This is a genomic window from Streptococcus mitis (genome assembly GCF_000722755.1).
In the GTDB taxonomy this organism is placed as follows: Bacteria; Bacillota; Bacilli; order Lactobacillales; family Streptococcaceae; genus Streptococcus; species Streptococcus mitis_CM.
The window spans coordinates 770196-795558 of sequence record NZ_JPFY01000013.1; the positions used below are offsets into that span (position 1 = coordinate 770196).

The 25363-nt window shown below is 41.5% G+C and carries 25 protein-coding genes; 2 read left to right on the forward strand and 23 right to left on the reverse strand.

The genetic code is table 11. The annotated features are described in order from the left end of the window. From pepF to ybeY, 13 genes are all read right to left on the reverse strand, one after another. Positions 1-1803, reverse strand: a complete 1803-nt coding sequence (pepF, locus tag SK578_RS06950) for an oligoendopeptidase F (RefSeq protein ID WP_042751303.1) — start codon at positions 1801-1803, stop codon at positions 1-3. An 18-nt stretch (positions 1804-1821) separates the two neighbouring features. Next, positions 1822-2775 carry a competence protein CoiA gene (locus SK578_RS06955; protein WP_042751305.1) on the reverse strand — a complete coding sequence of 318 codons (954 nt, stop codon included), beginning with the start codon at positions 2773-2775 and terminating at the stop codon, positions 1822-1824. Positions 2776-2843: 68 nt separating this feature from the next. After that, complete coding sequence (gene tehB / locus SK578_RS06960; protein ID WP_042751306.1) at positions 2844-3704, reverse strand: SAM-dependent methyltransferase TehB; 861 nt, start codon at positions 3702-3704, stop codon at positions 2844-2846. A 14-nt stretch (positions 3705-3718) separates the two neighbouring features. Then, entirely contained in the window at positions 3719-4186 is a 468-nt protein-coding gene (smpB, locus tag SK578_RS06965; RefSeq protein WP_001051750.1) for an SsrA-binding protein SmpB, read from the reverse strand. After that, complete coding sequence (gene rnr / locus SK578_RS06970; protein WP_042751307.1) at positions 4149-6503, reverse strand: ribonuclease R; 2355 nt, start codon at positions 6501-6503, stop codon at positions 4149-4151. Before rnr ends, smpB begins: the two co-directional genes overlap by 38 nt. Positions 6504-6604: 101 nt before the next feature. Then, complete coding sequence (gene secG / locus SK578_RS06975) at positions 6605-6838, reverse strand: preprotein translocase subunit SecG (protein ID WP_000282517.1); 234 nt, start codon at positions 6836-6838, stop codon at positions 6605-6607. Positions 6839-6877: 39 nt separating this feature from the next. Next, entirely contained in the window at positions 6878-7027 is a 150-nt protein-coding gene (gene rpmG, locus SK578_RS06980; protein WP_001809104.1) for a 50S ribosomal protein L33, read from the reverse strand. Next, positions 7027-8226: a multidrug efflux MFS transporter PmrA gene (locus tag SK578_RS06985; protein WP_042751308.1), complete on the reverse strand. Its 1200-nt coding sequence runs from the start codon at positions 8224-8226 to the stop codon at positions 7027-7029. Before SK578_RS06985 ends, rpmG begins: the two co-directional genes overlap by 1 nt. Further along, a complete protein-coding gene (gene coaE, locus SK578_RS06990) occupies positions 8213-8818 on the reverse strand; it encodes a dephospho-CoA kinase (RefSeq protein WP_042751309.1) in 606 nt (201 codons plus the stop codon). The genes SK578_RS06985 and coaE overlap by 14 nt, the downstream gene beginning before the upstream one ends. Beyond that, positions 8818-9642 carry a DNA-formamidopyrimidine glycosylase gene (gene mutM, locus SK578_RS06995; RefSeq protein WP_042751310.1) on the reverse strand — a complete coding sequence of 275 codons (825 nt, stop codon included), beginning with the start codon at positions 9640-9642 and terminating at the stop codon, positions 8818-8820. Before mutM ends, coaE begins: the two co-directional genes overlap by 1 nt. A gap of 48 nt (positions 9643-9690) precedes the next feature. Continuing rightward, positions 9691-10590 carry a GTPase Era gene (gene era / locus SK578_RS07000; protein WP_000143264.1) on the reverse strand — a complete coding sequence of 300 codons (900 nt, stop codon included), beginning with the start codon at positions 10588-10590 and terminating at the stop codon, positions 9691-9693. Positions 10591-10606: 16 nt separating this feature from the next. Further along, positions 10607-11002: a diacylglycerol kinase family protein gene (locus SK578_RS07005; protein ID WP_000378166.1), complete on the reverse strand. Its 396-nt coding sequence runs from the start codon at positions 11000-11002 to the stop codon at positions 10607-10609. Then, the gene (gene ybeY / locus SK578_RS07010) at positions 10983-11480 is read right to left on the reverse strand and encodes an rRNA maturation RNase YbeY (protein ID WP_000275156.1); all 498 of its coding nucleotides are present in this window, start codon (positions 11478-11480) and stop codon (positions 10983-10985) included. The genes SK578_RS07005 and ybeY overlap by 20 nt, the downstream gene beginning before the upstream one ends. 104 nt (positions 11481-11584) lie before the next feature. Here ybeY and pavA point away from each other — a divergent pair, with 104 nt between their 5' ends. Further along, positions 11585-13240, forward strand: a complete 1656-nt coding sequence (gene pavA / locus SK578_RS07015; protein ID WP_042751311.1) for an Rqc2 family fibronectin-binding protein PavA — start codon at positions 11585-11587, stop codon at positions 13238-13240. A gap of 32 nt (positions 13241-13272) precedes the next feature. On the opposite strand, the gene deoD is transcribed toward pavA, so the two are convergent. The 7 genes from deoD to SK578_RS07050 all read right to left on the reverse strand — a co-directional run bounded on the left by deoD (position 13273) and on the right by SK578_RS07050 (position 20147). Further along, a complete protein-coding gene (gene deoD, locus SK578_RS07020; protein WP_042751313.1) occupies positions 13273-13983 on the reverse strand; it encodes a purine-nucleoside phosphorylase in 711 nt (236 codons plus the stop codon). Positions 13984-14588: 605 nt separating this feature from the next. Beyond that, positions 14589-15833 (reverse strand): chloride channel protein, encoded by a 1245-nt coding sequence (locus SK578_RS07025; protein WP_050491249.1) that lies wholly within the window; start codon positions 15831-15833, stop codon positions 14589-14591. A gap of 2 nt (positions 15834-15835) precedes the next feature. Then, complete coding sequence (locus SK578_RS07030) at positions 15836-16645, reverse strand: purine-nucleoside phosphorylase (RefSeq protein ID WP_042751314.1); 810 nt, start codon at positions 16643-16645, stop codon at positions 15836-15838. Continuing rightward, a complete protein-coding gene (locus SK578_RS07035) occupies positions 16642-17202 on the reverse strand; it encodes a DUF1697 domain-containing protein (protein WP_042751315.1) in 561 nt (186 codons plus the stop codon). The genes SK578_RS07030 and SK578_RS07035 overlap by 4 nt, the downstream gene beginning before the upstream one ends. A 1-nt stretch (position 17203) precedes the next feature. Next, positions 17204-18415 (reverse strand): phosphopentomutase, encoded by a 1212-nt coding sequence (locus tag SK578_RS07040; RefSeq protein WP_042751316.1) that lies wholly within the window; start codon positions 18413-18415, stop codon positions 17204-17206. 13 nt (positions 18416-18428) lie between these two features. After that, positions 18429-19112: a ribose-5-phosphate isomerase RpiA gene (rpiA, locus tag SK578_RS07045; RefSeq protein ID WP_042751317.1), complete on the reverse strand. Its 684-nt coding sequence runs from the start codon at positions 19110-19112 to the stop codon at positions 18429-18431. 105 nt (positions 19113-19217) lie between these two features. Beyond that, positions 19218-20147, reverse strand: coding sequence for a peptidase U32 family protein (locus SK578_RS07050; protein WP_042751318.1), 930 nt, complete (start codon positions 20145-20147; stop codon positions 19218-19220). Between the two features lie 139 nt (positions 20148-20286). On the opposite strand from SK578_RS07050, the gene SK578_RS07055 reads away from it, so the two are divergent. Beyond that, entirely contained in the window at positions 20287-20574 is a 288-nt protein-coding gene (locus SK578_RS07055; RefSeq protein ID WP_042751319.1) for a DUF3270 domain-containing protein, read from the forward strand. Between the two features lie 33 nt (positions 20575-20607). Here SK578_RS07055 and ciaH read toward each other — a convergent pair whose 3' ends face one another. The 3 genes from ciaH to SK578_RS07070 form a co-directional block, all read right to left on the reverse strand. Next, a complete protein-coding gene (ciaH, locus tag SK578_RS07060; RefSeq protein WP_050491250.1) occupies positions 20608-21891 on the reverse strand; it encodes a two-component system sensor histidine kinase CiaH in 1284 nt (427 codons plus the stop codon). Positions 21892-21930: 39 nt separating this feature from the next. Then, on the reverse strand, positions 21931-22605 hold the full coding sequence (ciaR, locus tag SK578_RS07065) for a two-component system response regulator CiaR (protein WP_000590639.1): 675 nt from the start codon (positions 22603-22605) through the stop codon (positions 21931-21933). A gap of 108 nt (positions 22606-22713) precedes the next feature. Then, entirely contained in the window at positions 22714-25260 is a 2547-nt protein-coding gene (locus tag SK578_RS07070) for a M1 family metallopeptidase (protein WP_042751321.1), read from the reverse strand. Positions 25261-25363 lie beyond the last annotated feature (103 nt).

Genomic DNA, 25363 nt, shown 5'->3' on the forward strand with positions numbered 1-25363 from the left:
TTATGCCAATCCCAATTTTTCAACAAGGGCTTCAAACTCATTCAAACGACGTTCGAAGACTGCAAAGGCGTCGTTGAGATAGTCTTCCTTCTCCATATCAACACCAGCTTTTCTCATGACATTAAGTGGATAGTCAGACTTACCTGCCTTGAGGTAGTCAATATAGCGGTCACGATCTTCTTGACTACCATGGACAATCTTTTCAGCCAGGGCTGAGGCGGCCGCAAAGCCTGTTGAATATTGGTATACATAGTAGTTATAGTAGAAGTGTGGAATGCGAGCCCACTCGTATTGAATTTCAGGATTGTCTTCCTTACTCAAACCATAATACTCTTGGTTCAAGTCTGCGTAGAGTTTATTTAAGAAATCACTTGTCAAGACTTCTCCATTTTGATCCGCTTGGTGAATCGCGTGTTCAAACTCAGCAAATTGAGTTTGGCGGAAAACTGTTCCACGGAAACCATCTAGGAAGTTATTGAGAATAGCAAAGCGCGTTGCGTCGTCTTCCACTTCTTCCAATAATTTCTCCGTCAAGATATTTTCATTGGTAGTTGAAGCAATCTCAGCCAAGAAAATCGAATAATCTCCGTAAACATAAGGTTGCGTTTCACGAGTATAGCTTGAATGCATACTGTGACCTGTTTCATGAACAAGAGTAAAGAGATTGTCCAGATTGTCCTGCCAGTTGAGAAGCATAAAGGCATTGGTATCGTAAGAACCACCAGAGTAGGCACCTGAACGCTTGCCTTGATTTTCGTAAACATCAATCCAACGCTCGCTGAAGGCACGTTTAACACGGCTCAAGTAATCCTCACCCAAGACTGCCAAGGCATCTTCTGCTTTTTTCAAGGCTTCTTGGTAGGTAAAACTATATTCAACAGATGAAAGCGGCGTGTAGACATCGTACATCTTGAGGTCTGAAATCCCCAAAATCTTTGAACGAAGTTCAAGGTAACGATGCAAGAGTGGCAAATGCTTGCGAACTGCTGCTACCAAATTGTCATAAACACTTTCTGGAACAAAATTGGCTGCGAGGGCTGCATGACGAGCGCTCTTGTAGTTGCGAACTTTGGCACGGTAGTTTTGCACCTTAACATTGGTTTGCAAGGTTTTAGCATAGGTGTGTTGGAATTGTTCATAAGTCGCATAAAGAGCTTGATAAGCACCACGACGTACCTCACGATTTTTAGACTCCATCAGACGTGTGTAAGTCCCATGAGATAGCTGCACTTCCTTACCATCATCGTCAAGAACATAAGGGAAAACAATATCCGCATTGTCCAAGATAGCGAAGGTTTCACTTGCCGAACCAAAGATTTCTCCAGCGCCAGCCAATAATTCTTCTTCACGTTGTGAAAGAACGTGTTTCTTGCCTTGCAAAAGCTTATCAAAATAGTGTTGATAAACCTGCAATTTTGGCTGAGCTTCTAAAAAGTCAGCATACTGCTCTTCACTGATTTCCATAAATTCAGGTTCATAGAATGAAAAGGCTTGGTCTAGCTGGCTATAGAGAGTCATGGCCTTGGCATAGTACTCTTGGTACTTGGCTCCACGTGTATCCTGATCATTTTTCATATGAGCATAAACGTAAAGCTTCTCCATCTGGCGTTCCATTTCAAGAGAAAATTCAGTGATTTCTAGTAGGTTATCCGCACTATCCAAGAGATGACCTTCATACTGGGCTACTTTCTCCAATTGTTCTGTTAAATCTTTTAAGGCTTCTTCCCAAGACTGGTCAGTTGGGTAGATCGTTGATAGATCCCATGTATCTTTTTCATTTATTTCATTTCTTTGTAATACCATTAGATTCCTCCATCCTTTTTATTTTACCATATTTTTCAAGAAATATTGCTGATAAAAGGCTGGTGGATAAAGCTTTTGCCAATCATTTTGAGGATTTTCTTGGTAATAGGTTTGAAAATACTGATAATATCTGGTCAAGTCCTTCTCAATTTGGCAAAAATTACCTACTAGTGGTCTTATTTGTGGATACCATTCTTTTAGCCCATAAGTCAGGAGATTTTCCCCCTTTTGATAGGCTTCTGCTTGTTCTTTCATCCAAATAGGATTTTGATAATAGAGTTGTTGCCGAATATAGCGACAGATGTCCTTATCCTCAGAAACTGTAAAATGAGATATTTTTTGTTTCTTATAAGGGAAACGCAATATTTCCAATAAACTAGCTTGACCATAGAGAAATTCCTTGATTTGATAATGGAGTTTACCGCGGAGATCTTGGTGAATCAGGTATTTGAGTCTTAAAACTTGTTTTTCACTGTCTAATTCCCAAACATAAAAGCCCATGTTTTGACTGAAATAGAGAAAACCTTGTTGCAGACGAGTCAACCGCTCCTTGAGCCAAAGTTTTTCTCCTAGCAACCACAGTACTTGGTAACCCTGACTACGATAGCCCTCACTACGCTCTTTAAGAACTTTTTGAGACAAGGGGCTACACTGAACCTCTAAAGCTAGATTGCCATTTACAAATACATCCGCAATCTGTTTAAGCTCTGGAAGAGGGTATTCTAATTGCACCTCAGCCTCTGTTTTCAACCAGCGATAGAGGACTTCCTTATTTTCCAAGTGTTCTAGACTTTCATTTTCAGAGGAATAATCACAGTCTTTTAAAGATTTATGGGCAAAATGGGTCCGTACACTTGCTCCTTGCCGCAAACGGAGCTGACCTCCACAAGTTGGGCAGGTGTATGCTTGCTTCTCAAGTTTATCCTCTAACACATTTACCAATTCTCCCCTAGCATCTCTCGCAACAAACATGATTTCTCTCCTTTTCTATATTATTCGTAAAAAAGAAAAAGATCAGGAAATTTCCTAATCTTCAATGTTTATTTAATTTTTTTAGCTAGCATAGTCGCAAAGCGTAGTTGAATCCGATTGCCATTCTCATCGCGACGGTGAAGATGGCCTGGATTTTCATTGTACTTAACCAATTCCCAGTCCTTGTAATAGTCTGCCAATTCTCCTTCTTTAAATGTAAATGGGAAGTTCACAGAGCAAGGGTAATCTTCCGTATCCATAGCACAAACGATAAGATTGTAGCCACCAACAGTGGTTTTTTCCTGCATATTTTTGATAATTGCAGGAATGCGGTCTGCTTGCAAAAACATCAAAACAACTGTCGATACGATGAAATCATACGCTTGCCCAATACTAGCTGAATTGATATCGTAAAGACCTACAGGCATATCCAGGTCTTCCTGCTCCACAATACTTTGCAAGATTTCAAGGGCCAATTCATTTTGATCCACAGCCGTCACATCAAAACCATTCTGTGCAAGAAAGAGGGAATTACGGCCCTGACCACAGCCCAAATCCAAGGCTTTCCCTGGTTTTACTGTCTTCATTGCCTCTAGGACCTCTGAATGAACCGGATTGGTATTGTATTTTTTAGGGAAATAATCCTCAGGTTTACAATAAAATTCTAAATACCATTCTACATCGTCTGTTACAGCCTCCACTCGGTGCCAGGCTTGTGGTTGTGCCATGGGATTGTCAGCCCCTGCTTCAAAGAGGTGCTCAGCTAAAACCTCACCATCTTCTGTCAATTCAATAAACTTGAGAGCTCCCTTCAAGACAGTAATTTTCCCCCAAGTCCCAACCTTGGTATTGTGTTTCTGCTGAACAGCCTCTGGCATGGTTTCTTTCGTCCACAAAGGCATACGTTTATAGGCAACTAGTTTTTCCATCTTCATTCCTCTTTTTATCGCTGATTAACAGCTTTCATCACGCGCGCAATATCGCGATTCTGCTCACGACGTTTGATAGACTCCCGTTTGTCATAGTCATGCTTCCCTTTGGCAAGTCCTAAAAGAAGCTTGGCATAGCCATCTTTGATATAGACTTTAAGGGGAACCAGGGTCATTCCTGTTCCTTTAGTCTCTTGTTCCAACTTTTGGATTTGCTTTTTATGTAGTAAGAGTTTTCGACGACGTTCTGGTTCTTGGTTCCAGATATTGCCCTCTTCGTAAGGAGCGATATGAACATTGCTCAACCAGACCTCCCCATTTTTTACTTGGGCAAAGCCATCCTTGAGATTGATTCGAGCTGCTCGCACACTCTTGATTTCAGTTCCAGTCAGGACCATTCCTGCCTCTAGCGTATCTACGATTGTATAGTCATGACGCGCCTTTTTATTTTGTGCGACGACCTTTCCCTCGCCCTTTGCCATGCTTGGCTCCTTTCTTAGCTACTTCCTTATAAAAAGGTTTCTTTCCTTTTTTCTTCTTGTCTTTTTGTGAATGCTTGCGCTTATCATTTGAGCGTCCTGATTTTCTCTTATCTTCCTTCTTATCTGAACGACGACTTGAACCAAGCCCTCTGTCACTGCGACTAGACTGTTTCAAGCCTTTTTCAATCACATCAAACTCACTTGGGATGTAAGAGAAGTCAATTTCACCCGTCATCTTGTCGGCTCTTTCAACTCGGATACGGATTTGCTGACCTACACGGAAGGTTGTTCCTGATTTCTCCCCACGAAGGGTCAAATCCCGCTCATTGAAATGATAAAATTCAGGTAGATTAGTGATGTGAATCAAGCCTTCAACTGTGTTTGGCAATTCAACAAAGAGACCAAATTTAACGATGCTGGATACAACCGCATCATACTCTTCACCCACGTATTCTTCCATATACTCAGCCTTTTTCATGGCTTCGACCTCACGTTCTGCCTCGATGGCACGACGCTCACGGTTGGAAGACTGGGTTGCAATCTCTGGAATCACTTGTTCAAAATGCTCTGCTATTTCCTTAGAACGGCCGTAATCCCGAATCATACGGTGAACAAGAAGGTCTGGATAACGACGAATCGGACTAGTAAAGTGAGTGTAATAGTCAGCCGCTAATCCATAATGGCCGTGATTGTGCTCCGAATAGCGGGCCTGTTGCATGGAACGGAGAAGCATCATGGACAATACATCTGCATAAGGTTCTCCCTCAACAGTACGCATGATGTCTTGAAGTGCCTCCTGGCTAATCTCACTAGCAGTCCCATAAATGCGCAATCCAAAACTTGAAGCATAATCAATAAACTTCTGAACTTTTTCAGCCTTAGGCTCCTCATGGATACGATAGATGAAAGGTAGATCCAGCTTGCTGAAATGCTCGGCAACTGTTTCGTTGGCTATCAACATGAAGGACTCAATCATGCGCTCGGCAACACCACGTTGACGAAGAACAATATCAACAGGCTTACCCTGTTTATCCACTAAAATCTTAGCTTCATTGGTATCGAAATTGAGGGCTCCACGTTTCACACGCATGTTTTCTAAAATTTCATGGAGCTTGGCCATGAGTTCGATACTTGGAACAATTTTCTGATACTCTTGTCTCTTCTCCTCGTCACCTGCTAGGATATCATTGACATCGCTATAGGTCATACGAAAACTGGTCTTGATAACTGTTTGTGTAATGGTGTAATTGACCACGCGACCATGTTTATCAATCTCCATAATGGCAGACTGGGTCAGGCGGTCCACTTGGGGATTGAGAGAGCAGATGCCATTTGACAGTCGTTCTGGAAGCATTGGAACCACTCGGTCTGTCACATAGACAGAAGTCGCGCGGTTAAGGGCTTCCTTGTCAAGGGCAGAACCCTCGGTTACATAGTAAGAAACATCTGCGATGTGAACACCAAGCTCCAGATTTCCATTTTTCAAGGCCTTGATATGCACCGCATCGTCCAAATCCTTGGCGTCAGCACCATCAATGGTAAAGCTAATCTCATCTCTCAAATCCATACGACCTTCCATATCCTTTTGAGATGGAGCATCCGGCACACTTTCTGCTTCCTTGACAACAGCTTCTGGAAACTCGGATACAATGTCCATTGATTCCAAGACCTCAAGAACATCAATTCCGACATCCGTTGAGTGTCCCACCACATCGAGAACACTAGCGACAAAAAAATCATGTTTCTTACTTGGGTATTTATCGATAAAGACCTTGAGAACTTCGGTTCCCTCTAGTTTTAGAGCTGGTTTCTTAACATAGATGGGTTGACTGATTTTCTGATTTTTCGAACGGATGTAACCCGCATACTTAGGTTTTTCCTGATCTAGAACGATTTGGCCAACAACTGTTGTCATACTGTGTTCTAAGATATCGATAATTTTGGCTTCCGCTGCTGTTCCCTTGCTGCGATCAGCGACTTTCTTAATGACGACCTCAACGGTATCACCATCAATAGCATAGTTGACATCGTTTTTTCCTACAAAAAGGTCTTCCTCCTCACCTTCCAGACTGACAAAGCCAAAGCCATTTTTATGGGCATGAAAAATCCCCTTGAGAGTAATCTCATGTTTTTTCTTAATTTCTAATGTCAGACTACCATCTTCTTCAAAACGAATCTGGTGCTTCCTTTCCATTAGGGACAAGGTTTTAATCAACTCACGAAAATCCTTGGAACCGTCTTTTCCCAAAGCATGAGCCAAGTCATTGACAGTTACCTTTCCCTTGTCTTGTAAATATTCTTTTATTCTATCTTTCATATTTTCTTTCTAGATTTTTTTATTTTCTTTTACTGTAAAACCTTCTCAAATATCTTTTAAAAATAAAAAGAGGCAAAGACCTAGTCCTGCCCATTATTTTCTTATCTACTTGATAATACCGTCAATGCTAAGGCAATGGCTAGCCAGAAAAAGACTAAAATCCCTGTCAAACGCTGCATTACAGCTTCAAAACCGCGTGCTTTACTGCGTTCAAACAAATCACCCGAGCTGGCATCAAATACATTGCTGGATTGGTTTTTGGTTGGTTGCATGAAAATCGCAATCACAATCACAACAGATAATACTAATAAAATGGTTAATAATAGGTTATACATATCAAACTCCTTAAAATCCCTATTATTTTACCATAAAATCTACTTAGATTCAAGATGTAGGGTTACTTTTCTTTCCTTGGGACAATACTTTAAAACCTCAATCTTGTCTGGATGGGTTTTTGAATTTTTACTGGTTAGGTAATTGATACTGCCACAAGAGGAGCATTTGAGATTAATTTTTACTCGCACTAGATTTCCTTTACTTTTAATAATGTTCGAAATTGAAGAAGGTTAAAGAGACAACTAAAGGCAACACAAAGACTTGTCGCATAGAAGACTGCATGGTAGCCAAATTGACCTGCTACTGCAGAACCTGCCATGGGACCAACAACACCTCCCAGATAAAAGAATACCTGATTGAAGGCAAAGACCCTCGAAATACCAGCTTTGGGCGTCATCTTGCTGAGAAGGGCGTTAACTCCGGGAATCAAAGCACCGGTTCCCAATCCAAAGAGGAAACGATAAAGTCCTAATTGAAGGGGGCTAGAAGCATTAGCACAGAGGAGATAGATGATAACTGAATAAAACTGGGCTACAATCAAGAGACGATGATTGCCCACCTTGTCACCTAGCTTTCCCATGACTCCAGCACTCATCATACTGGAAAAGCCCATACTGGATACAATCAAACCTGATACAAAGAGAAGATTCTCTGTCTGGCCTAAGTCGCGTACATACAGAGCTAAGATAGGGCCGATGGATTGGGCTGAAAATTGGATGACAAAACTAGTCAAAAAGAGGTTGACCAAGAGATAGGGATATTTAACTGATGTAAATAATTCCTTTGTTGGGATAGCTTTTTCTTTTGCTACTGGTTGAAAATCTTCCTTGATAAAGCAAATAGTTAAAACAGCAGCTAAGAATAGAAAACTACCAACCAGTAAGAAAACCGTACGGATGCCAAATAATTCTGCAATAAAGCCTCCGATAAAAGGACCAGTTAGAGTACCTGCAACTACGCCTGTAGACAAAGTACCTAAGGCAGAGCCTGATTTTTCCTTGGGAACCTGACTGGCTATCAAGGCTGTTGCATTGGGAACAAATCCTGCGAATACACCATTCAGTAAGCGAAGAAAGATTAGCCAATAGATATTTGGGATAAAGGCTAAGCCTCCCATAGTAATGGTCATGGCCATTCCAGCCCGAATCATCATGGGTTTTCGACCGTATTTGTCAGCAAGAATACCCCAGATAGGAGAGAAAAGTGCCGCAGAAATGGCAGAGACAGAAATAGCTAAACCTGCATAAAAAGCAACTTGATCACTCCCTACACCTAAATTTTCCACAAAGATGGGCATAAAAGGCACAACTAAGGAAATACTGGCTCCTGTCAGAAAATTACCAAACCAGGCAATGCGCAGATTATCCTTCCAGTTAATCTCTGTCATCTTCACTACCTCCCTCAAGCAGGGAGAAGACCTGAGTAAGAAGCTGGTCCTGATTTCCATTGTTGTTTAAAACATGGCTAGCCAAACCTTTCTTTTTCTCTAAAGGCCACTGGGCTGCCAGACGAAACTCAGCTTCATCTTTGGATAACTGGTCCCTTTTCATTAAACGTTCTACTTGAACATCTCGGTCCACATAGACCAGCCAAGTCTCATCAAACCAAGAGACGTAGTCCTGCTCAAAAAGCAGGGGTATATCCATGAAAAAAATCTCTTCTGTCTGAGCCAACTGGTCTCTCAACGTAGCTAGCTCCTCACGGATAATCTTTCCTTGGATTCGCTTAGACCATTCCTGTTCTTCAGGATTTGAAAAGATAAGACTAGCTAGGATAGGGCGATTAAGTTCTCCGTTTTCAAGGATGATTTCTTGCCCAAAGTGCTGAACTAGAGCCTCAAACAGACGACCACCAGGTTTCTGTAGTTGGTGGACGACTGCGTCGGCATCCACTACTTGAAAGCCTTGCTTTCTTAGAAAATTTGTCACGGTTGACTTACCAGAGGCAATTCCCCCAGTGATTCCAATGATTTTTCCCATCAATTCCTCCTTTGGCACTGAGGACAAAAATGGGTGCCTCGTCCACCTAGTTGGATTTTCTCAATGATGGTACCACAGCGTACACATTCTTGACCAGCCTTGTCATAGACTTGATGAAAATCCTGCATGGTCCCATCTTCCCCAAAGGCATTGGTATAAGTTCGGATGGTGGAACCACTTTTTTCAACAGCCTGACCCAAAACTGCGATGGTCTGGTCATGAATCACTAAAGCTTCTTCTGCTGTCAAAGTCTGGGAAGGTCTAGCCGGATGAACCTGAGCTCGCCAGAGAACCTCATCCACATAGATATTGCCAAGTCCAGCTACCAAGGTCTGGTCTAAAAGATGGGATTTGATAGGCTTTTTAGACTTATCTAAAGCTACTTGAAAGACCTGCAAATCAAAGTCTTGTTCGCTTGGTTCAGGCCCTAGTTTTTTAGAAATAAAGTAGGCTTCCAAAAGGTCAGGAGCCAAGAGTTCCATGGTTCCAAACTTGCGTACATCCTCATAAACAAGCGTGCCACCATCTTCAAACTGGAAGAAAACATGGGCATGCTTGCGTTCGGGAACCTGGTACGGATAATAAAAATACTTGCCCTCCATCCGCAGATGAGAAATCAAGACCTTGTCTGTCAGGTAAAAAAGCAAATATTTACCGCGGCGTCCCATGGACTCAACAATCTGACCAGGTACTTCCTTTTGAAACTCGTCCAAATCCGTTTTAATCATCTTGGGATAACGAATTTCTATACTCGAAATTTTCTTTCCCAAAATCAATTTTTCTAAGCCACGACGAACGGTTTCAACCTCAGGTAATTCAGGCATAAGTCCTCCTTCTGTAAAAACAAGAAGCAGGCATGAGCCCACCTCTACTTAGTATTCTTTTTCATTATAGCCAAAGTCAGCCAAATCTAGCTTTTTATCACGCCAGTTTTTCTTAACCTTGACCCAAGTTTCTAGGAAGACCTTATCTCCTAGCATGAGTTCGATATCACGACGAGCCATGCTACCAATTTTCTTAAGCATAGCGCCACCTTTACCGATGATAATCCCTTTTTGGCTATCGCGCTCGACCATGATGGTTGCACGGATATGAACCTTGTCTGTCTCTTCATCTCGTTTCATAGAATCCACTACTACTGCAACAGAATGCGGAATCTCTTCACGAGTTAGGTGCAAGACTTTCTCGCGAACCATTTCTGAAACCAAGAATCGTTCTGGATGGTCTGTGATTTGATCAGACGGAAAATATTGGAAACCTTCGTCCAGATTTTCACTCAAAATATCCACTAGACGAGAGACGTTATTCCCTTGAAGAGCTGAGATTGGAACGATTTCCTTAAAGTCCATTTGATTACGGAAATCATCAATCTGAGACAAAAGCTGATCTGGATGAACCTTATCAATCTTGTTCACCACCAAAATCACAGGGACCTTGGCCGCCTTGAGGCGCTCGATAATCATGTCGTCTCCCTTACCACGCGCTTCATCAGCAGGCACCATAAAAAGAACAGTATCCACTTCACGAAGGGTGCTGTAGGCGGATTCGACCATAAAATCTCCAAGGGCAGTTTTAGGCTTGTGAATCCCTGGTGTGTCGATAAAGACGATTTGTTCCTTATCAGTCGTGTAAATTCCCATGATTTTGTTGCGCGTTGTCTGCGCCTTGTCACTCATGATGGCAATCTTTTGCCCCATGACGTGATTTAAAAAGGTTGACTTCCCAACGTTGGGACGTCCTAAAATGGCTACAAAGCCTGATTTAAAAGTCATAATTTCCTCTTACTGTTTAAAATAATAAATCCCAGATTCGTGGGAGAAAAATCAATGCGCCTGTTAAGGCTGCAAAAAGAGAGACCACTAATACCGCGCCAGCCGCCATATCCTTGGCATTTTTAGCCAGCATGGAAAAGTGATAGTGACTGGCCAAATCCACCACATTTTCAATAGCAGAATTGATAATTTCAAAGGCTACTACCAAGAAAATGCTCAATAGGAGAAAGAGCCATTCGATTCGTGACACCTGAAAAACAAAACCTGCAAGAATGACTACAAGAGCCGTCACTGCATGTTTTCGCATATTGCGTTCTTCCTTGATGGCAGTAAAAATTCCTGTGAGGGCAAATTCTAAACTGGATATCAGGTCACGATTTTTCCATTTTCGTTTATTGTCTTGTGAGTCCATAGGCTGTCAAAATTTCTTCTTGTAAACCGAACATCTCCGCTTCTTCTTCCGGAGTGTAGTGATCATAGCCGTTGATATGTAAAAAGCCGTGTACTGCCAAGAAGCCCATCTCACGCTCAAAGCTGTGGCCATATTCCTCGGCCTGCTCATGTGCCTTATCGATAGAGATGAAAAGTTCCCCAATATAGGCATCAAACTCAGACATCATCTCTGCCAATTCTGGATTTTCAAGTAAATCCTCTTCGTCAAAGGCAATTTCCAACTCTGGTTTATACTCGAGGCTGATGACATCTGTCGGACGGTCGGTGTCACGATACTCTAGATTGAGTTCATGACTACGCTCGTTGGTCACAAAGGTGACTGCCATTTCCTTGTCTTCTTTTCCTAATTTTTGGGCTGCAAATTCCAAAATTTCTTGGGTTTGTTGCAACATTTCTTTTGAAACTTGACCAGTTTCATCTACCATTTCAATATACATGTGCTTCTCGATTCTCTTTACTTGGCTTTATTATACCATATTTCCATGATTTTATTCTACCTTTTTGATATAATACTATGGAATACAATTACAAGGAGAGTACGATGTCATTTGACGGATTTTTTTTACACCATATGATTAAAGAATTACAAAGAGAGTTAATCAATGGTCGCATTCAGAAAATCAATCAACCTTTCGATCAAGAGTTGGTCTTACAAATCCGTAGCAATCGCCGAAGTCATCGCCTGCTCCTTTCTGCCCATCCCGTTTTCGGGCGCATTCAGCTAACTCAAACGACTTTTGAAAATCCAGCTCAGCCTTCTACTTTTATCATGGTTTTAAGAAAATATTTACAGGGTGCCCTAATTGAGTCGATTGAGCAAGTGGAAAATGACCGTATCGTGGAAATCACCGTTTCCAATAAAAACGAGATTGGAGACAATATTCAGGCTACCTTGATTATCGAAATCATGGGTAAACACAGTAATATTCTACTGGTCGATAAAAGTAGTCACAAAATCCTCGAAGTCATCAAACACGTCGGTTTTTCACAAAATAGCTACCGCACCTTGCTGCCTGGGTCTACCTATATTGCTCCGCCAAGTACGGAATCTCTCAATCCTTTCACGATCAAGGATGAGAAGCTCTTTGAAATCCTGCAAACACAGGAAACAACAGCTAAAAACCTTCAAAGCCTCTTTCAAGGTCTGGGACGTGATACGGCAAATGAATTAGAAAATATTCTGGTTAGTGAGAAATTATCTACTTTCCGTAACTTTTTCAATCAAGAAACTAAGCCATGCTTGACTGAGACTTCCTTCAGTCCAGTTTCTTTTGCAAATCAGGTGGGAGAGCCTTTTACCAGTCTTTCTGATTTGTTGGACACCTACTATAAGGATAAGGCTGAGCGCGACCGCGTCAAACAGCAAGCCAGTGAACTCATTCGTCGTGTTGAAAATGAACTTCAGAAAAACCGCCACAAACTTAAAAAACAGGAAAAAGAGTTACTGGCGACAGACAACGCGGAAGAATTTCGCCAAAAAGGAGAATTGCTGACAACTTTCCTCCACCAAGTGCCTAACGACCAAGACCAGGTTATCCTAGACAACTACTACACCAATCAACCCATCACCATTGCGCTTGATAAGACTCTGACTCCCAACCAGAATGCCCAACGCTATTTCAAACGTTACCAGAAACTCAAAGAAGCTGTCAAATACTTAACTGATCTGATTGAAGAAACAAAGGCCACTATTCTCTATCTGGAAAGTGTGGAGACCGTCCTCAACCAAGCTGGGCTGGAAGAAATCGCTGAAATCCGTGAAGAATTGATTCAAACTGGCTTTATCCGCAGAAGACAGCGAGAGAAAATTCAGAAACGAAAAAAACCAGAACAGTATCTAGCAACCGATGGCAAAACCATCATCTATGTCGGACGCAATAACCTGCAAAATGAGGAGCTAACCTTTAAAATGGCCCGCAAGGAGGAACTTTGGTTCCATGCCAAGGATATCCCTGGAAGCCACGTTGTCATCTCAGGCAACCTTGACCCATCTGATGAAGTCAAGACAGACGCAGCAGAACTTGCAGCCTACTTCTCTCAAGGTCGCCTGTCAAATCTGGTGCAGGTAGATATGATTGAAGTCAAGAAACTCAACAAACCAACTGGCGGAAAACCAGGCTTTGTCACCTACACCGGGCAAAAGACCCTCCGTGTCACACCAGACCCAGAAAAAATTGCATCCATGAAAAAATCCTGATTTTACTTGAAATCAGGATTTTCTTTTACATTTTACTCTGCAATCAAGGTTTCCAATCCGACCTTCATCATATCAGTGAAAGTATTTTGGCGTTCTTCTGCAGTCGTGTCTTCATCTGGATTGACCAAGCTATCTGAGATAGTCATAATAGCTAAAGCATCAACATGATGTTGGGCAGCAAGATAGTAAAGAGCCGCTGCTTCCATTTCCACAGCCTTGACCCCCCTTTTACCAAGCTCGATGTTTTTTTCAAAGTAGTTTGAATAAAAGACATCAGATGACAAAACGTTCCCAACGTGGGTGGTCATACCAAGTTCTTTGGCGATATGGTAGGCCTTGTCCAGCAAATCAAAGCTAGCGATTTGTGGGAAATCGTACTGTGGCCAGTCATTGCGGATGATGTTAGAGTTGGTTGCAGCTGCTTGCGCCAAAACCAATTCACGAACGTGGACATCTTCATTCAAAGAACCTGCAGTTCCCACACGAATCAATTTCTTCACTCCGTAGTCCACAATCAACTCACGCGCATAAATCGAAATCGATGGCATCCCCATCCCAGTTCCCATGACGGATACACGGTGACCCTTGTAAGTACCAGTGTATCCAAACATGTTACGCACTTCGTTAAAACAAACAGCATCTTCAAGGAAATTTTCCGCAATAAACTTCGCACGAAGAGGATCCCCAGGAAGAAGAATTTTATCAGCAATTTCACCCTGCTGAGCAGCAATATGGATAGACATAATTTATGATACAAAGAGCGACAAGAAAACGACTGAAAATTAGGAATCTGACGAGAAATCCTGATTTCTCAGTCAGATTATCTATTTTCCAAGTTTTCCGCTCGTGTTCAAATTAGAACACCTCACTCTACCTTTCTTTTTTTATATTCAGGATAGCGACAGAGAATAAAGTAAAAATAGGAAACTGATGACGCATCGCAGATGCTAAACAGTTTATCTTTTTTACACAGTTCTCCGCCCGTATTCAGTTCAGCAAATACGGTTTACCCATCCTTTCTTTCTTAATTTTGATGATATTGAGAAGATTAGAGCGACCTCTATTCAAATCCGAACTCCCCCTTTTCTTCTAAGTTTTTAGAAAAGTTTTCCGCTCGTGTTCAAATCAGAACACAAGCTCTACCTTTCTCTTTTTTATTTTTATATTTCATAGCTAGGAAAAATAGTATTCAATCAAGATTCCAATTGGCCTACTTCATTTTTATTTAAAACAGTTATTGATAAACTGACAATAGTTTTTAATCTTTTAAGATAAATCCCTGACTAGAAGAAATGGGCATTTCCTACTTAATTACTTTATTATTTGACTTCTGACACAATATGCTAGCTCAAGGAAAGCGGTCTAGCATTTTTGCAAATTCATAGGCTAAAACAGCTGTTACTAAGAAGTACGGAATAGAATCTATACCTAGCCCAGCGAAACCGATAACTAATCCGGTTGCAGACCAGGGAGCCTTCAAAGTCACGGACAAAAAGCAAACAGATCCCAAAAGTAAAGTGGTTGGCTGGCTATCCAAACCTAGAATCATGCCCAAGAGGGCAGCTCCAGCCATCCCCAAGGCAAAAGATGGCGTAAGGGTACCACCATAGGCTCCTGCCCAAAGGATAATAAGAACGACTACTGCTTTTAGGAAAAACATGAGAAGCACTGTTTTGCCATTACTACCATTCAATACTTCCTGAGACATCATACGTCCATTTCCAAGTAGATGTGGAAAGGAACTTGCAAGACCAGCAAGAAAAAGAAAAGCTGAAGGCAATGTGAGAAGTATTCGTTTATCTTTTATTCTGTTTGAAGACGCTGCCTTACTTAAGCGACCAAAAAGCCAAGCCAGTGGGGTTAAGAAAAGAAGTAATAAGGGAATAATCCATATTTCCTTTAATGACCATGTGATAGCTGGAATCTGGTAGAGAGCCTGATCTGAAATAACCCAGCCTGCTATATAGGTTGAGACATAGGTAGTCAAACCGACTAAGACAAATCGTTTAATAGATAGAGCAATTCCTAGGGTTTCAAAAACAAAGAAGACACTTGTTAATGGAACCTGATAGACAGCAGCTAAACCAGCACCAGCACCAGCACCACAAGCAAGGAGAAAGATACGATCCTTCATAGACAGTATACATATTTTTCCAATTGGCCCTGCAAATAGAGTTCCAATCTCTCGTGGTGCAGCTTCTTTACCAATAGGCGCTCCCCCTCCAACTGCAATAATCTGCCAAATTGAATGAAATAGCTGTTTTAGAAAATGAAGCTTGTATTGTGAAGTCTCATCCTTCATCTGAGCTTTGATGGAATAAATTTTCGACCCTTTTTGCAAGAAGTACCAGACTAAGGACGAGCTAAGACCCACGATTATTAAACTTAGTCCTATCCGTGAGGAGGAAACTCCATCTGTCAAAAATCTACTATGATGCTCTAACTGACCAAAAGCTAGCCCCTCCACCATCTCTAAAAGATAATGGAGAAGAATACCAGATAAACCCGAAACTATTCCTTGTAGAATTACTGCTATGAATAATCTAAAATTATAAGGGATTTTTCGAAAAATACTCCACAATTCTATTAACATGATTACAATTCTGCAAGAATCGCTTTAAGCAAGCCTTTAAAGTCACCTTTAACACGTTCAGTCACTTCTACAACTTCTTCGTGGTTGAGTTCTTCTTGGAAGCCTGCAGCATGGTTAGTAATACATGAAATTCCTAGAACTTTCAAGCCTGAGTGGGCTGCCACAATAACTTCAGGAACAGTGGACATACCAACCGCATCTGCTCCCAGTGTCTTATAGGCACGAATTTCTGCTGGTGTTTCATAAGTTGGACCAGTTACACCGATATAGACACCTTCATCAAGCTTAATACCAAGTTTCTTAGCTACTTGATGGGCAGTCACACGGTATTCTGGTGTGTAGGCCTTAGACATATCTGGGAAACGTGGACCAAACTCATCCAAATTTTCACCCATCAATGGGTTCTGCCCCGTCATATTGATATGGTCTGAGATAGCCATCAAAGTACCAGGACCGAATCCAATACCGCCAGCTGCATTGGTTACAATGACACCTTCACATCCGAGGACTTTCATGACACGTACTGGGAAAGTCACGACTTCAAGAGGATTTCCTTCGTAGAAATGGAAGCGACCTTGAAGAGCCAAGACCTTGCGCCCTGCAAGTTCACCATATACCAATTTACCAGCGTGACCAACTACTGTAGAGCGGCCCCAGTTTGGAATCTCAGCATAGTCTACTACAACAGGATTTTCGATTTCTTCTGCCAATTCTCCCAGTCCTGATCCAAGGATTAGACCGAACTCAGGCGCTTGGATTCCTTTATCTTTCAGAAAAGCAGCTGTTTCTTGGATCTTATCTAAAAATGTCATTGTGTGTCTCCTTTGTTATTTTTTAGCATTTGACCGATTTTGTCAAAAGTTTTAGCATTACGAATGGTGATGTTGCGATAAAAGGGCATCTTGAGCAAGTACTTATGATAGGCAGTTGCATAATAGGATTCTTCAGAGAATTTCCCCCAGAAAATACCAAGTTTTCCAAAATGAACGACTTCATCTTCCAGTTTCAAACTGTTCACTTTCTCGATCACTTGATCCACATCCAATCCCTCCGTGTAAAAGAGGACATCCTTTCGTACCAAATCTTTGGTCCACCAATCTGGCAGATTCTCCAGCTCTGCTTCATAGTCTTCCTGACTCAGCAAGGAAAAGCTCTTAATAAATGGATAATGGACTGCAAAGAATACCTCTAACTTTTCAACCAATCGGGCTTTGGGAGCTGTCGAAGTAAAGAAAATGTTGCCACTGTTGATGTAGGTCTCAACCTTTTCCAGTCCCAACTCTGTCAGTTCTTGGCGAAGTTGCGCCATGACAACTTTATTTTTCCCACCGACATTAATGCCCCTTACCAGTAAAGCATATCGCGTCATCTTATACCAATTTATCTAAGAAACTTTCCCCAATCATGGCAGTTTCAACACCAAAGTTATCCGCAACTGTCGCTGAGATATCTGCAAAATGTCCTACTGGAATGACACCATTTCCTTTAAAGGCAGGGCTATAGGCCAACAATGGAATATATTCACGAGTGTGGTCTGTTCCTGCATAGGTTGGGTCATTTCCATGGTCCGCAGTAATCAAGAGAAGGTCGTTCTCCCTCATGGCTGCGATAATTTCAGGCAAGCGTTCATCAAACTCATGCAAGCAATCACGGTAACCATGAGCATCACGACGGTGGCCGTAAAGGGCGTCAAAGTCCACCAAGTTTGTGAAGGAGAATCCTTTTTCAAACTCAGCAAGTCCCATAGTCTTCAAAAGTGTATCTATTCCATGGCTATTTGATTTATTGTGACCCATGTCATGGTTGATACCAGCGCCGTTAAAGATATCGTTGATTTTACCAACAGCGTATGTATCAATACCTGCTTCGTTCAATTTATCCAAAACAGTCGGTGCAAATGGAGATACAGCCAAATCACGACGGTTTGCTGTACGAGTGAAGTTACCTGGTTCACCTACATAAGGGCGAGCAATGATGCGACCAAGGAGGGCAGGACGTTCAAGGGTAATCGAACGAGCATATTCACAGATACGGTAGAGTTCATCCAAAGGAATGATATCTTCGTGGGCAGCAATTTGAAGAACTGGGTCAGCTGAAGTATAGATAATCAACTCCCCTGTTTCCATCTGACGTGGTCCAAAATCATCGATAACAGCCGTTCCTGAGTAAGGTTTGTTTGCTTCACGAATGACCTTGCGTCCTGAAAATTCTTCGATTTTAGTGAGGATTTCTTCTGGGAATCCATTCCAGAAAGTATCGAAAGGCTCCGTAATATTGAGACCCATGATTTCCCAGTGACCAGTCATAGTATCCTTACCAAGGGATACTTCTTCTAATTTTGTCGCATAACCTGTTGGATTGCTTTCTGCTGGCACCGTCTTCAATGCTGTTTCACGAGGAATATTTCCAAGACCGATTTTAGCCATGTTTGGGACATTCAAACCAACTGCTTTTGAAATGTGTCCTAATGTGTCAGAAGCTCCATCTGGAACTCCTGCATTAACAAAGTTATTGGCATCTGGTGCCGCACCGATTCCCACAGAATCTAATACTACCAAATGAATACGATTAAATTTTGACATTTTATGTCCCCTTTTATTTCTCTTTTGTTGAAATTAAAATTTGAACTCCATCTCGTCCAGCAACGATGACCTTATCCACCATTTGGTTAAATAAGCCATGCTCCACGACACCAACAACATGATCCATTTCTTGTCCGAAAGCAATTGGATCTTCAATGACATCCAAGGCAAGGTCAATGATAAAGTTCTGCATATCGGTCACAAAACGTTGACCGTCTTTTTCACGGAAACTTGGTTTGTAACCAGCTCGTTCAAAACGACGAAAAACCTGCTCTGCACCATATTGAACCACTTCCACAGGCAATTTAAAAGCACCTAGTTTCTCTACCAGCTTGCTTTCATCCACCACCCAAATGTATTCTTTTGAGGGCGTTGCTACAACCTTCTCCATCAGAAGGGCACCACCACCACCTTTGATTCCATTAAACTGACTATCCACTTCATCCGCCCCGTCGACTGTCACATCGACGAAGTCTACTTGGTCAATAGACTTGAGTGGGATATTAAGCCCTTCAGCCTGTTTACTAGTCACACTAGAAGTCGTTACAGCTGTAATCTTCAAGCCTTCTTCCTTAATACGACGACCGATTTCTTCGACAAAATAATAGGCAGTAGAACCCGTTCCCAGTCCGACAACCATCCCATCCTTGACAAACTCAGCAGCCTTGATACCTGCCATTTTCTTCAGATTTTCCACTCAAACACCTCCATTAAAGAGCTACTTTTATTATAACATCTATTCGTTTTTATTTCATGGATACACTGGAAAAACCCGAACATTTTTATTTCGGGTTTTGATGTCCTATTTAACCATATCAGGATCGTAGTCATAGAATCCTGTATCAAGGAAACGGTTTTTAGGGTGAAGTTTACGAACTTCTTCATCCAGCAAGAAAGCTTGGTCATGGCTAAAGTTGCCCTCTTGAATCAAGCTACGCGCTTGGATAAAGAGTTTTGTAATTTCAACAAAGTTCTGACCAGGAGTGTAGAGCCCTTCTAGTTTCCAATGGGTAAAACCATGCTCCACCAATTCTGTCAATTTGGTCATCAAATCAAGGTCGTTATTGGCAAAGATATGGGTACCATGATTGTCTTCAAAAATGGAATAGTGGCTCTCTGGGTCACTTGGCTCAGCCAAGAAGAGGTCACGCTTGCGAGTCTTTTCGTCATCGATATGTGTAAAGTTATAGTAGTTTTGCAAGAGTGGACGTTTAGAATGATGGATGACACTAGCACCGTAAACCAAAACTTCAGCAGGAATTTCCAAAATCTCGGGCATTTTGAAAAGTTCAGCTGATGGAATTTCACGCGCCAAAACAGCCTCAGATGCGCCAGCTTTTTGTCCCCAGAAGTTTATCTGACGACTGCTAGTTACCATAGTCGAAGCATCGTAGATAGTCTTAAAGGAATAACCATCGCGGTTGACTACGTAAAAGACACCTGCATCCCCAATCGTAATGTAGTCTGTCTTGATTTCTTCCAAGAAATCTAAGAAAGGCTTGATACGATCCATCATATCTTGGTGCATGAGGGCATTGACTGCAACAATCAATTCCTTACCAGCTTCATGAACCAACTTAGCGATTTCACGCAATTGGTCATAACTAAAGGTTGTTGGCAGACGAAGGCCAAAATCTTTCTCACCAACATAGATACGGTCTACGCCAACTTCGAGCAGTTGTTTAACTTGTTCAATACTTTCAGCAGTTGCTGTAATGATAATCTTTTCCATAAGAAAAATTATACCATATTTCTGGAAAATCAGCTATTCTTTAAAAATGAAAAGGTACTTTATTCTTTTTGTAACCTTTCTGTAATAATTCTCTGCTGAAAAAATGATAAAATAGGTATGTACTGTTAAGGAGAGAATAATGCCCGTAAGAAAATTACAATCCTATGAGGTAGACAATCAAGAAGAATTAAGCCAGCAGGTTCCTCGCTATCAAGATTATACACCTGAAGCGCAATCTGATGCCAATCTCAAGGAAATCCTATTTTTTGTTAATATCGCTGTTTTTTGTATCTGTATTGCTATCTTTAGTTTTATCTTTTTAGCATTAAAATTATCAACTGCTCTTGCCTTTACCGCAGCAATCGGAGCCAGCTTACTTGTCTTAAAAGTTCAACGATTTATTATCAAGCGAAAACGTAGAAGATAAATCCAAAATATCGCCCCAGCTGGAGCGATATTTTTATTTTTTCTTTTTAGATGGTGTGTGGATGGCAATCTTCACTTCAAAGACTGTTCCTTTCGGTTTATTATCTTTAACAGTAATGGTTCCTTTTAGGGCATCTACAATTTGCTTGGCTAGGGATAAACCTAAACCAAAACCACCTTTTTGGCGGGTTCTAGCCTTATCAACTCGATAAAATCTATCAAAAATTTTCTTCTTATCTTCTGCTGAAATACCGACTCCATTGTCAGAAACTAACAAATAAAGATTACGATCAGTCGCTGAAATCATAAAATCAATTTCACCATCCTCCTCAGTATATTTGATAGCATTATCAAATAGGATGGTCATCAGTTGTTTCAAAAGAAGTTGATCTGTGACAATCGTTCGATGAATACGATTTTCAAAACGGAAGACACGGTCGTTCTCCGAGGCAATCATCTCATAGTTTGTGAAAGTCGTATTGAAAAAACTGGTTGGAACTTCTGCAAGTTCCGGCTTAATCCCATCATCTCTACGAGCTAAATTCAACAAGTTCGTTGTCAAAAACCGCATATTTCGGACTTCTTCTAAACTAGAGGCAATGCTTTCGCTCACATCCATAATGGTTGCTTCTGGCTTACGGAAAAGGGTCTCTAAGCGATTTTGCAAAACTGCAAGTGGAGTTCGTAACTCATGACTGGCATTTTCCACAAAGGACTGCTGCTTCTGCATGCTCTCAAGCAGGGGCCTAACACTGACCCTAGCTAGATAGAGACTGGCAAGTAAAGACAAAATCCAGAAACTTGCCATCACGACCACAATCAATTTCTCATGCTTTTGACTGGCCTGCTCCAACTGACTGGTATTAATCAAGACAGCTGCATACTTGATATTGGTTGAAACCGAACTGATATTGGTTTCCATCAAAATCATGCGATAGATTTCTTCCTGTCCATAGCTATTAAAAACCTGAATTTGATAGATATGGCCTAATTCTTTTTTCTCTAGTTTAATCTTATCCAAGCCCAAAAATCGGTTTCCAGAAAGGAGTTGGGTAAAATTCTTATCAAAGAGAATGACTTCTGTGTTAGAACTGACATTGGGTTTTATCTCCGTCTTGCTAGCATCTGTAGCGGCATTCTCTAAATCTTTAATCTCTTCTGTTGCCCTATTTACGGCCAGCTGAATAACTGCCTGAGGATTATTACTCAAACCATGTAGCGTATCGTCCACCGAAGTATAGAGACTCGAGTGCATGACCTGTAAAATAATCAAGGTCATGGTAGAGAAAATCAGAGTGAAGACACCAAAGTTGCGGATAAAATAACTAAAGTCATCCGCATACCATGTTTTTTTAGTTTACTGAACATCTTTTAAAATATACCCAACACTACGCAAGGTTTGCAAATTCTCTGCAAAAGTGGTTCCTTTTAATTTCTTACGGACTTTTGAAACATAGACTTCGACAACCGAAATCGTTGTGTCACTATCAAATCCCCATAGACGATCAAAAATCTGAGTCTTGGGCAAAATAACATTTTGATTTTGAAGGAAATAGACTAATAAATCAAACTCTTTCCCCAGCAATTCGACAGGAGTATCTTCAACCTTAACGGTATTTGTTGACAAATTAACCACAATATTTCCATAAGTCAAGGTGTTTTCATTAAACTTGCCTGAACGTTTGAGCAGGGCTTGAATTCTCATTTTGAGTTCTTCTAGGTAGAAAGGTTTGGTCAGATAATCATCTGCTCCCAGTTCAAATCCATGTCCCTTGTCATCCAAACTTTCCTTGGCAGTCATGATCAGAACTGGAGTCGTAATCCCCTTTTCACGCAATTCTTTCAAGACTTGGAAGCCATTTTTTTCAGGCAACATCAAATCGAGCAAAATCAAGTCATAGACGCCACTCTCAGCTTCGTAGAGACCTTCTTCCCCATCAAATACCTGCATGACATCCGCAAAATCGTCTAAAAAGTCAAATACTGAATTTGACAGGCCTAGGTCATCCTCAACCAATAAGATTTTTATCATGAGAAACTCCTCCTTAATAAAACCATTATACCAAATTTGCCTTAAAAAAAACTCAACTCTCTACATTTTACATGAGATAGCTGAGTTTTCTTTTTATTTTAGGCTTATTTATGCATTTCCGTATTGAAGAATGACTACTTCCACTGCAGCTTTTTCACGGTTAATCAAGTCAACACGCGCTGCAATTTCCTTGATTCCCATACCGATGTTACGGCTAAGAGCAAGGTCAGAAAGTTGTGGTTCAAAGAACTCCTTGTATTCTGCCAAGCGTTGCTCTGTCTTAAATACATGAGCAGGAAGGATAACAAAGCTATCAAAGCTCATATCCCCACCAAGAGCTGCCTTAATCCAAGCCCAGTTTTCACGCGCCCAAGACCATGCTGTTTCCTGAGTTGCTTGATGACTTAAGAACTGGAAGTACCAAGCAGACAAGTCTTGTGGTTTGACCACAAATTTGTCCTTCCAAGCAGCAATCAAGGTTTGGATATTGTCCGCATCTGTACTGTAAGCAAGAGCAGCTGCCAACTGGCGTTTAAAGACAGCATCTGTTGCGTGAGTATAAGTATCAAGATAAAGTGCTAACAAGTCTTTCGTCTCATGATGTTTCATCTCATTGATCAGAACTTGTGAACGAATAGCTGCAGGGAGTCCTGCAGGATTCTCCTTGTGGGCTGCGAAGATTTGGCTAGCAACTCGACTAGCTTCTGCATCATTTGAGCGAATCATCATAGAAATGGCTAACTGACGAACCAATTCATCCTCATCTGATTCTCCATCTTTAGCTTCAAAACCAAGACGGTCATAGTTGTGACGAGCCAACTTAGCAACTAGTGCTTTGAAGGCTGTTTCTGCTTCTGTTCCTTCATCGATAAAGCGCTCAAGGGCAGAAACCACTTGAGAAACGGCTGAAACCACAAGGTAAGATTCTTCCTTGGCAAGTTTATCAAGGACTGGAAGCAAGTTAGCATAAGAAATGTGCCCCGCTTCAGCAAGCAAGCGACGTTCTTGGACGATTTGCAGTTTGCTTGTGTTATCAAGCTCAACTAGGTCTGCAAGAACTGCATCTAACAAGTCTCCTTGATAGTCTGTAATGTAGTGAGCTGTATTTTCAGTGTTGAGACGAAGAGCTCCTTCATTTTCAGCAAGAAGAGCTGCGTAGCCAGGGATTTCGATGCTTTCAGTTTCGAGTGTATCAGGCAAGCCTTTCCAGTTGCTGTTTAGTGGCACAACCCAGAGACGGTTCTTGTCTTCGTGCTCACCGATAAAGAATTGTTTTTGTGAGATCTTCAAGACATCATTTTCAACTTTGACAGTGAGAACTGGGTAACCAGGTTGTTCCAACCAAGAATCCATGAAGGCTGCGACATCACGTCCAGACGCTTGACCAAGAGCATCCCAAAGGTCACGACCAATTGTATTGCTGTATTGATGTTTTTCAAAGTAGTCATGCAAACCTTTGGCAAAATCGGCATCACCTAGCCAACGACGAAGCATATGCATGAGGCGACTTCCTTTGGCATAGACGATAGCTCCGTCAAAGAGCGTATTGATTTCATCTGGATGTTTAACTTCGACGTGAACAGATTGAACACCATCCGTCGCATCACGTTTCAAGGCAGACGGAACACCACCTGTTTGGAAATCTTCAAAGATATTCCAGCTTGGTTCAATAGCATCCACACAGACGTACTCCATCATGTTAGCAAAGCTTTCATTGAGCCAAAGGTCATCCCACCATTTCATAGTAACGAGGTTCCCAAACCATTGGTGAGCCAATTCATGGGCCACAACTAGGGCAACTTGTTGACGGCTAGCAAATGTTGAGTTTTCATCCACAACCAAGTAAACTTCACGGTAGGTCACAAGACCCCAGTTTTCCATAGCACCAGCTGAGAAGTCAGGAAGGGCGATGTGGAGAGATTGAGGGATTGGGTATTTAACTCCATAGTAATCTTCGTAAAACTCGATAGAGCGAACAGCGATATCCAGTGAGAAATCAAGGTTTGATAGTGGGTGGGCTTTGGTTGAGTAGACACCTACGAGGGTACCGTTTTTAGTTTTAGCCGTTACCCCTTGCAAATCACCTGCTACAAAGGCTAACAAGTAAGAAGACATGCGAGGTGTTGTCTCAAACTTCCAGATGCCTGTTTCCTTACGTTTTTCAACATCGATTTCTGGCATGTTAGACAAGGCCAATTCACCTTCTGATTGGTCAAAACGTAGAGAGAGGTCAAAAGTTGCTTTAGCTTCAGGCTCATCCACACATGGGAAGGCTTCACGCGCAAAATGGCTCTCGAACTGAGTAGACAAGACTTCCTTCTTGACTCCATCAACTGTGTAATAAGAAGGGTAAATCCCTGTCATGTTGTCTGTGATTTTTCCTGAGAAAGCGATAACCACTTCAACTTGACCAGCCTCAGCTAATTCTATATGAAGGGCTTCATTGTCATGATCAACTGTAAATAGACGAGCTTCCCCTGCAACTTCTACAGAAGCGATTTCCAAGTCTTTTTGGTGAAGGGAAATACGGTCACTCTGTGCTTGACCAGTAATAGTCACCTTTCCTGAAAAAGTCTTGGTCTCACGACTCAAGTCTAAAAATAAATCATAATGTTCAGGAACAAATTGCTTAATAAAATGTTCAACTGCTTGCATAGTTTTCTCCTATCTAAGTTTAAGAGCTAGAGCTCTTCTTCAAACAAACTTATTATATCATGTTTTGCTTGAGAAAAAAGGATTGGACGGCGATTTCCAAAAC

Excerpts from the sequence above, each read along its gene's own strand:
- SK578_RS07005 (WP_000378166.1), bottom strand. The coding sequence starts at position 11,002 with ATGGACTCACAAGACAATAAACGAAAATGGAAAAATCGTGACCTGATA.
- smpB (WP_001051750.1), bottom strand. The coding sequence starts at position 4,186 with ATGGCAAAGGGCGAGGGAAAGGTCGTCGCACAAAATAAAAAGGCGCGT.
- pepF (WP_042751303.1), bottom strand. The coding sequence starts at position 1,803 with ATGGTATTACAAAGAAATGAAATAAATGAAAAAGATACATGGGATCTA.
- secG (WP_000282517.1), bottom strand. The coding sequence starts at position 6,838 with ATGTATAACCTATTATTAACCATTTTATTAGTATTATCTGTTGTGATT.
- pavA (WP_042751311.1), top strand. The coding sequence starts at position 11,585 with ATGTCATTTGACGGATTTTTTTTACACCATATGATTAAAGAATTACAA.
- deoD (WP_042751313.1), bottom strand. The coding sequence starts at position 13,983 with ATGTCTATCCATATTGCTGCTCAGCAGGGTGAAATTGCTGATAAAATT.
- ciaR (WP_000590639.1), bottom strand. The coding sequence starts at position 22,605 with ATGATAAAAATCTTATTGGTTGAGGATGACCTAGGCCTGTCAAATTCA.
- SK578_RS07030 (WP_042751314.1), bottom strand. The coding sequence starts at position 16,645 with ATGACATTTTTAGATAAGATCCAAGAAACAGCTGCTTTTCTGAAAGAT.
- SK578_RS07055 (WP_042751319.1), top strand. The coding sequence starts at position 20,287 with ATGCCCGTAAGAAAATTACAATCCTATGAGGTAGACAATCAAGAAGAA.
- coaE (WP_042751309.1), bottom strand. The coding sequence starts at position 8,818 with ATGGGAAAAATCATTGGAATCACTGGGGGAATTGCCTCTGGTAAGTCA.
- era (WP_000143264.1), bottom strand. The coding sequence starts at position 10,590 with ATGACTTTTAAATCAGGCTTTGTAGCCATTTTAGGACGTCCCAACGTT.
- SK578_RS06955 (WP_042751305.1), bottom strand. The coding sequence starts at position 2,775 with ATGTTTGTTGCGAGAGATGCTAGGGGAGAATTGGTAAATGTGTTAGAG.
- ybeY (WP_000275156.1), bottom strand. The coding sequence starts at position 11,480 with ATGTATATTGAAATGGTAGATGAAACTGGTCAAGTTTCAAAAGAAATG.
- tehB (WP_042751306.1), bottom strand. The coding sequence starts at position 3,704 with ATGGAAAAACTAGTTGCCTATAAACGTATGCCTTTGTGGACGAAAGAA.
- mutM (WP_042751310.1), bottom strand. The coding sequence starts at position 9,642 with ATGCCTGAATTACCTGAGGTTGAAACCGTTCGTCGTGGCTTAGAAAAA.
- SK578_RS06985 (WP_042751308.1), bottom strand. The coding sequence starts at position 8,226 with ATGACAGAGATTAACTGGAAGGATAATCTGCGCATTGCCTGGTTTGGT.
- SK578_RS07040 (WP_042751316.1), bottom strand. The coding sequence starts at position 18,415 with ATGTCAAAATTTAATCGTATTCATTTGGTAGTATTAGATTCTGTGGGA.
- SK578_RS07050 (WP_042751318.1), bottom strand. The coding sequence starts at position 20,147 with ATGGAAAAGATTATCATTACAGCAACTGCTGAAAGTATTGAACAAGTT.
- SK578_RS07035 (WP_042751315.1), bottom strand. The coding sequence starts at position 17,202 with ATGACGCGATATGCTTTACTGGTAAGGGGCATTAATGTCGGTGGGAAA.
- SK578_RS07025 (WP_050491249.1), bottom strand. The coding sequence starts at position 15,833 with ATGTTAATAGAATTGTGGAGTATTTTTCGAAAAATCCCTTATAATTTT.
- SK578_RS07070 (WP_042751321.1), bottom strand. The coding sequence starts at position 25,260 with ATGCAAGCAGTTGAACATTTTATTAAGCAATTTGTTCCTGAACATTAT.
- rnr (WP_042751307.1), bottom strand. The coding sequence starts at position 6,503 with ATGAAAGATAGAATAAAAGAATATTTACAAGACAAGGGAAAGGTAACT.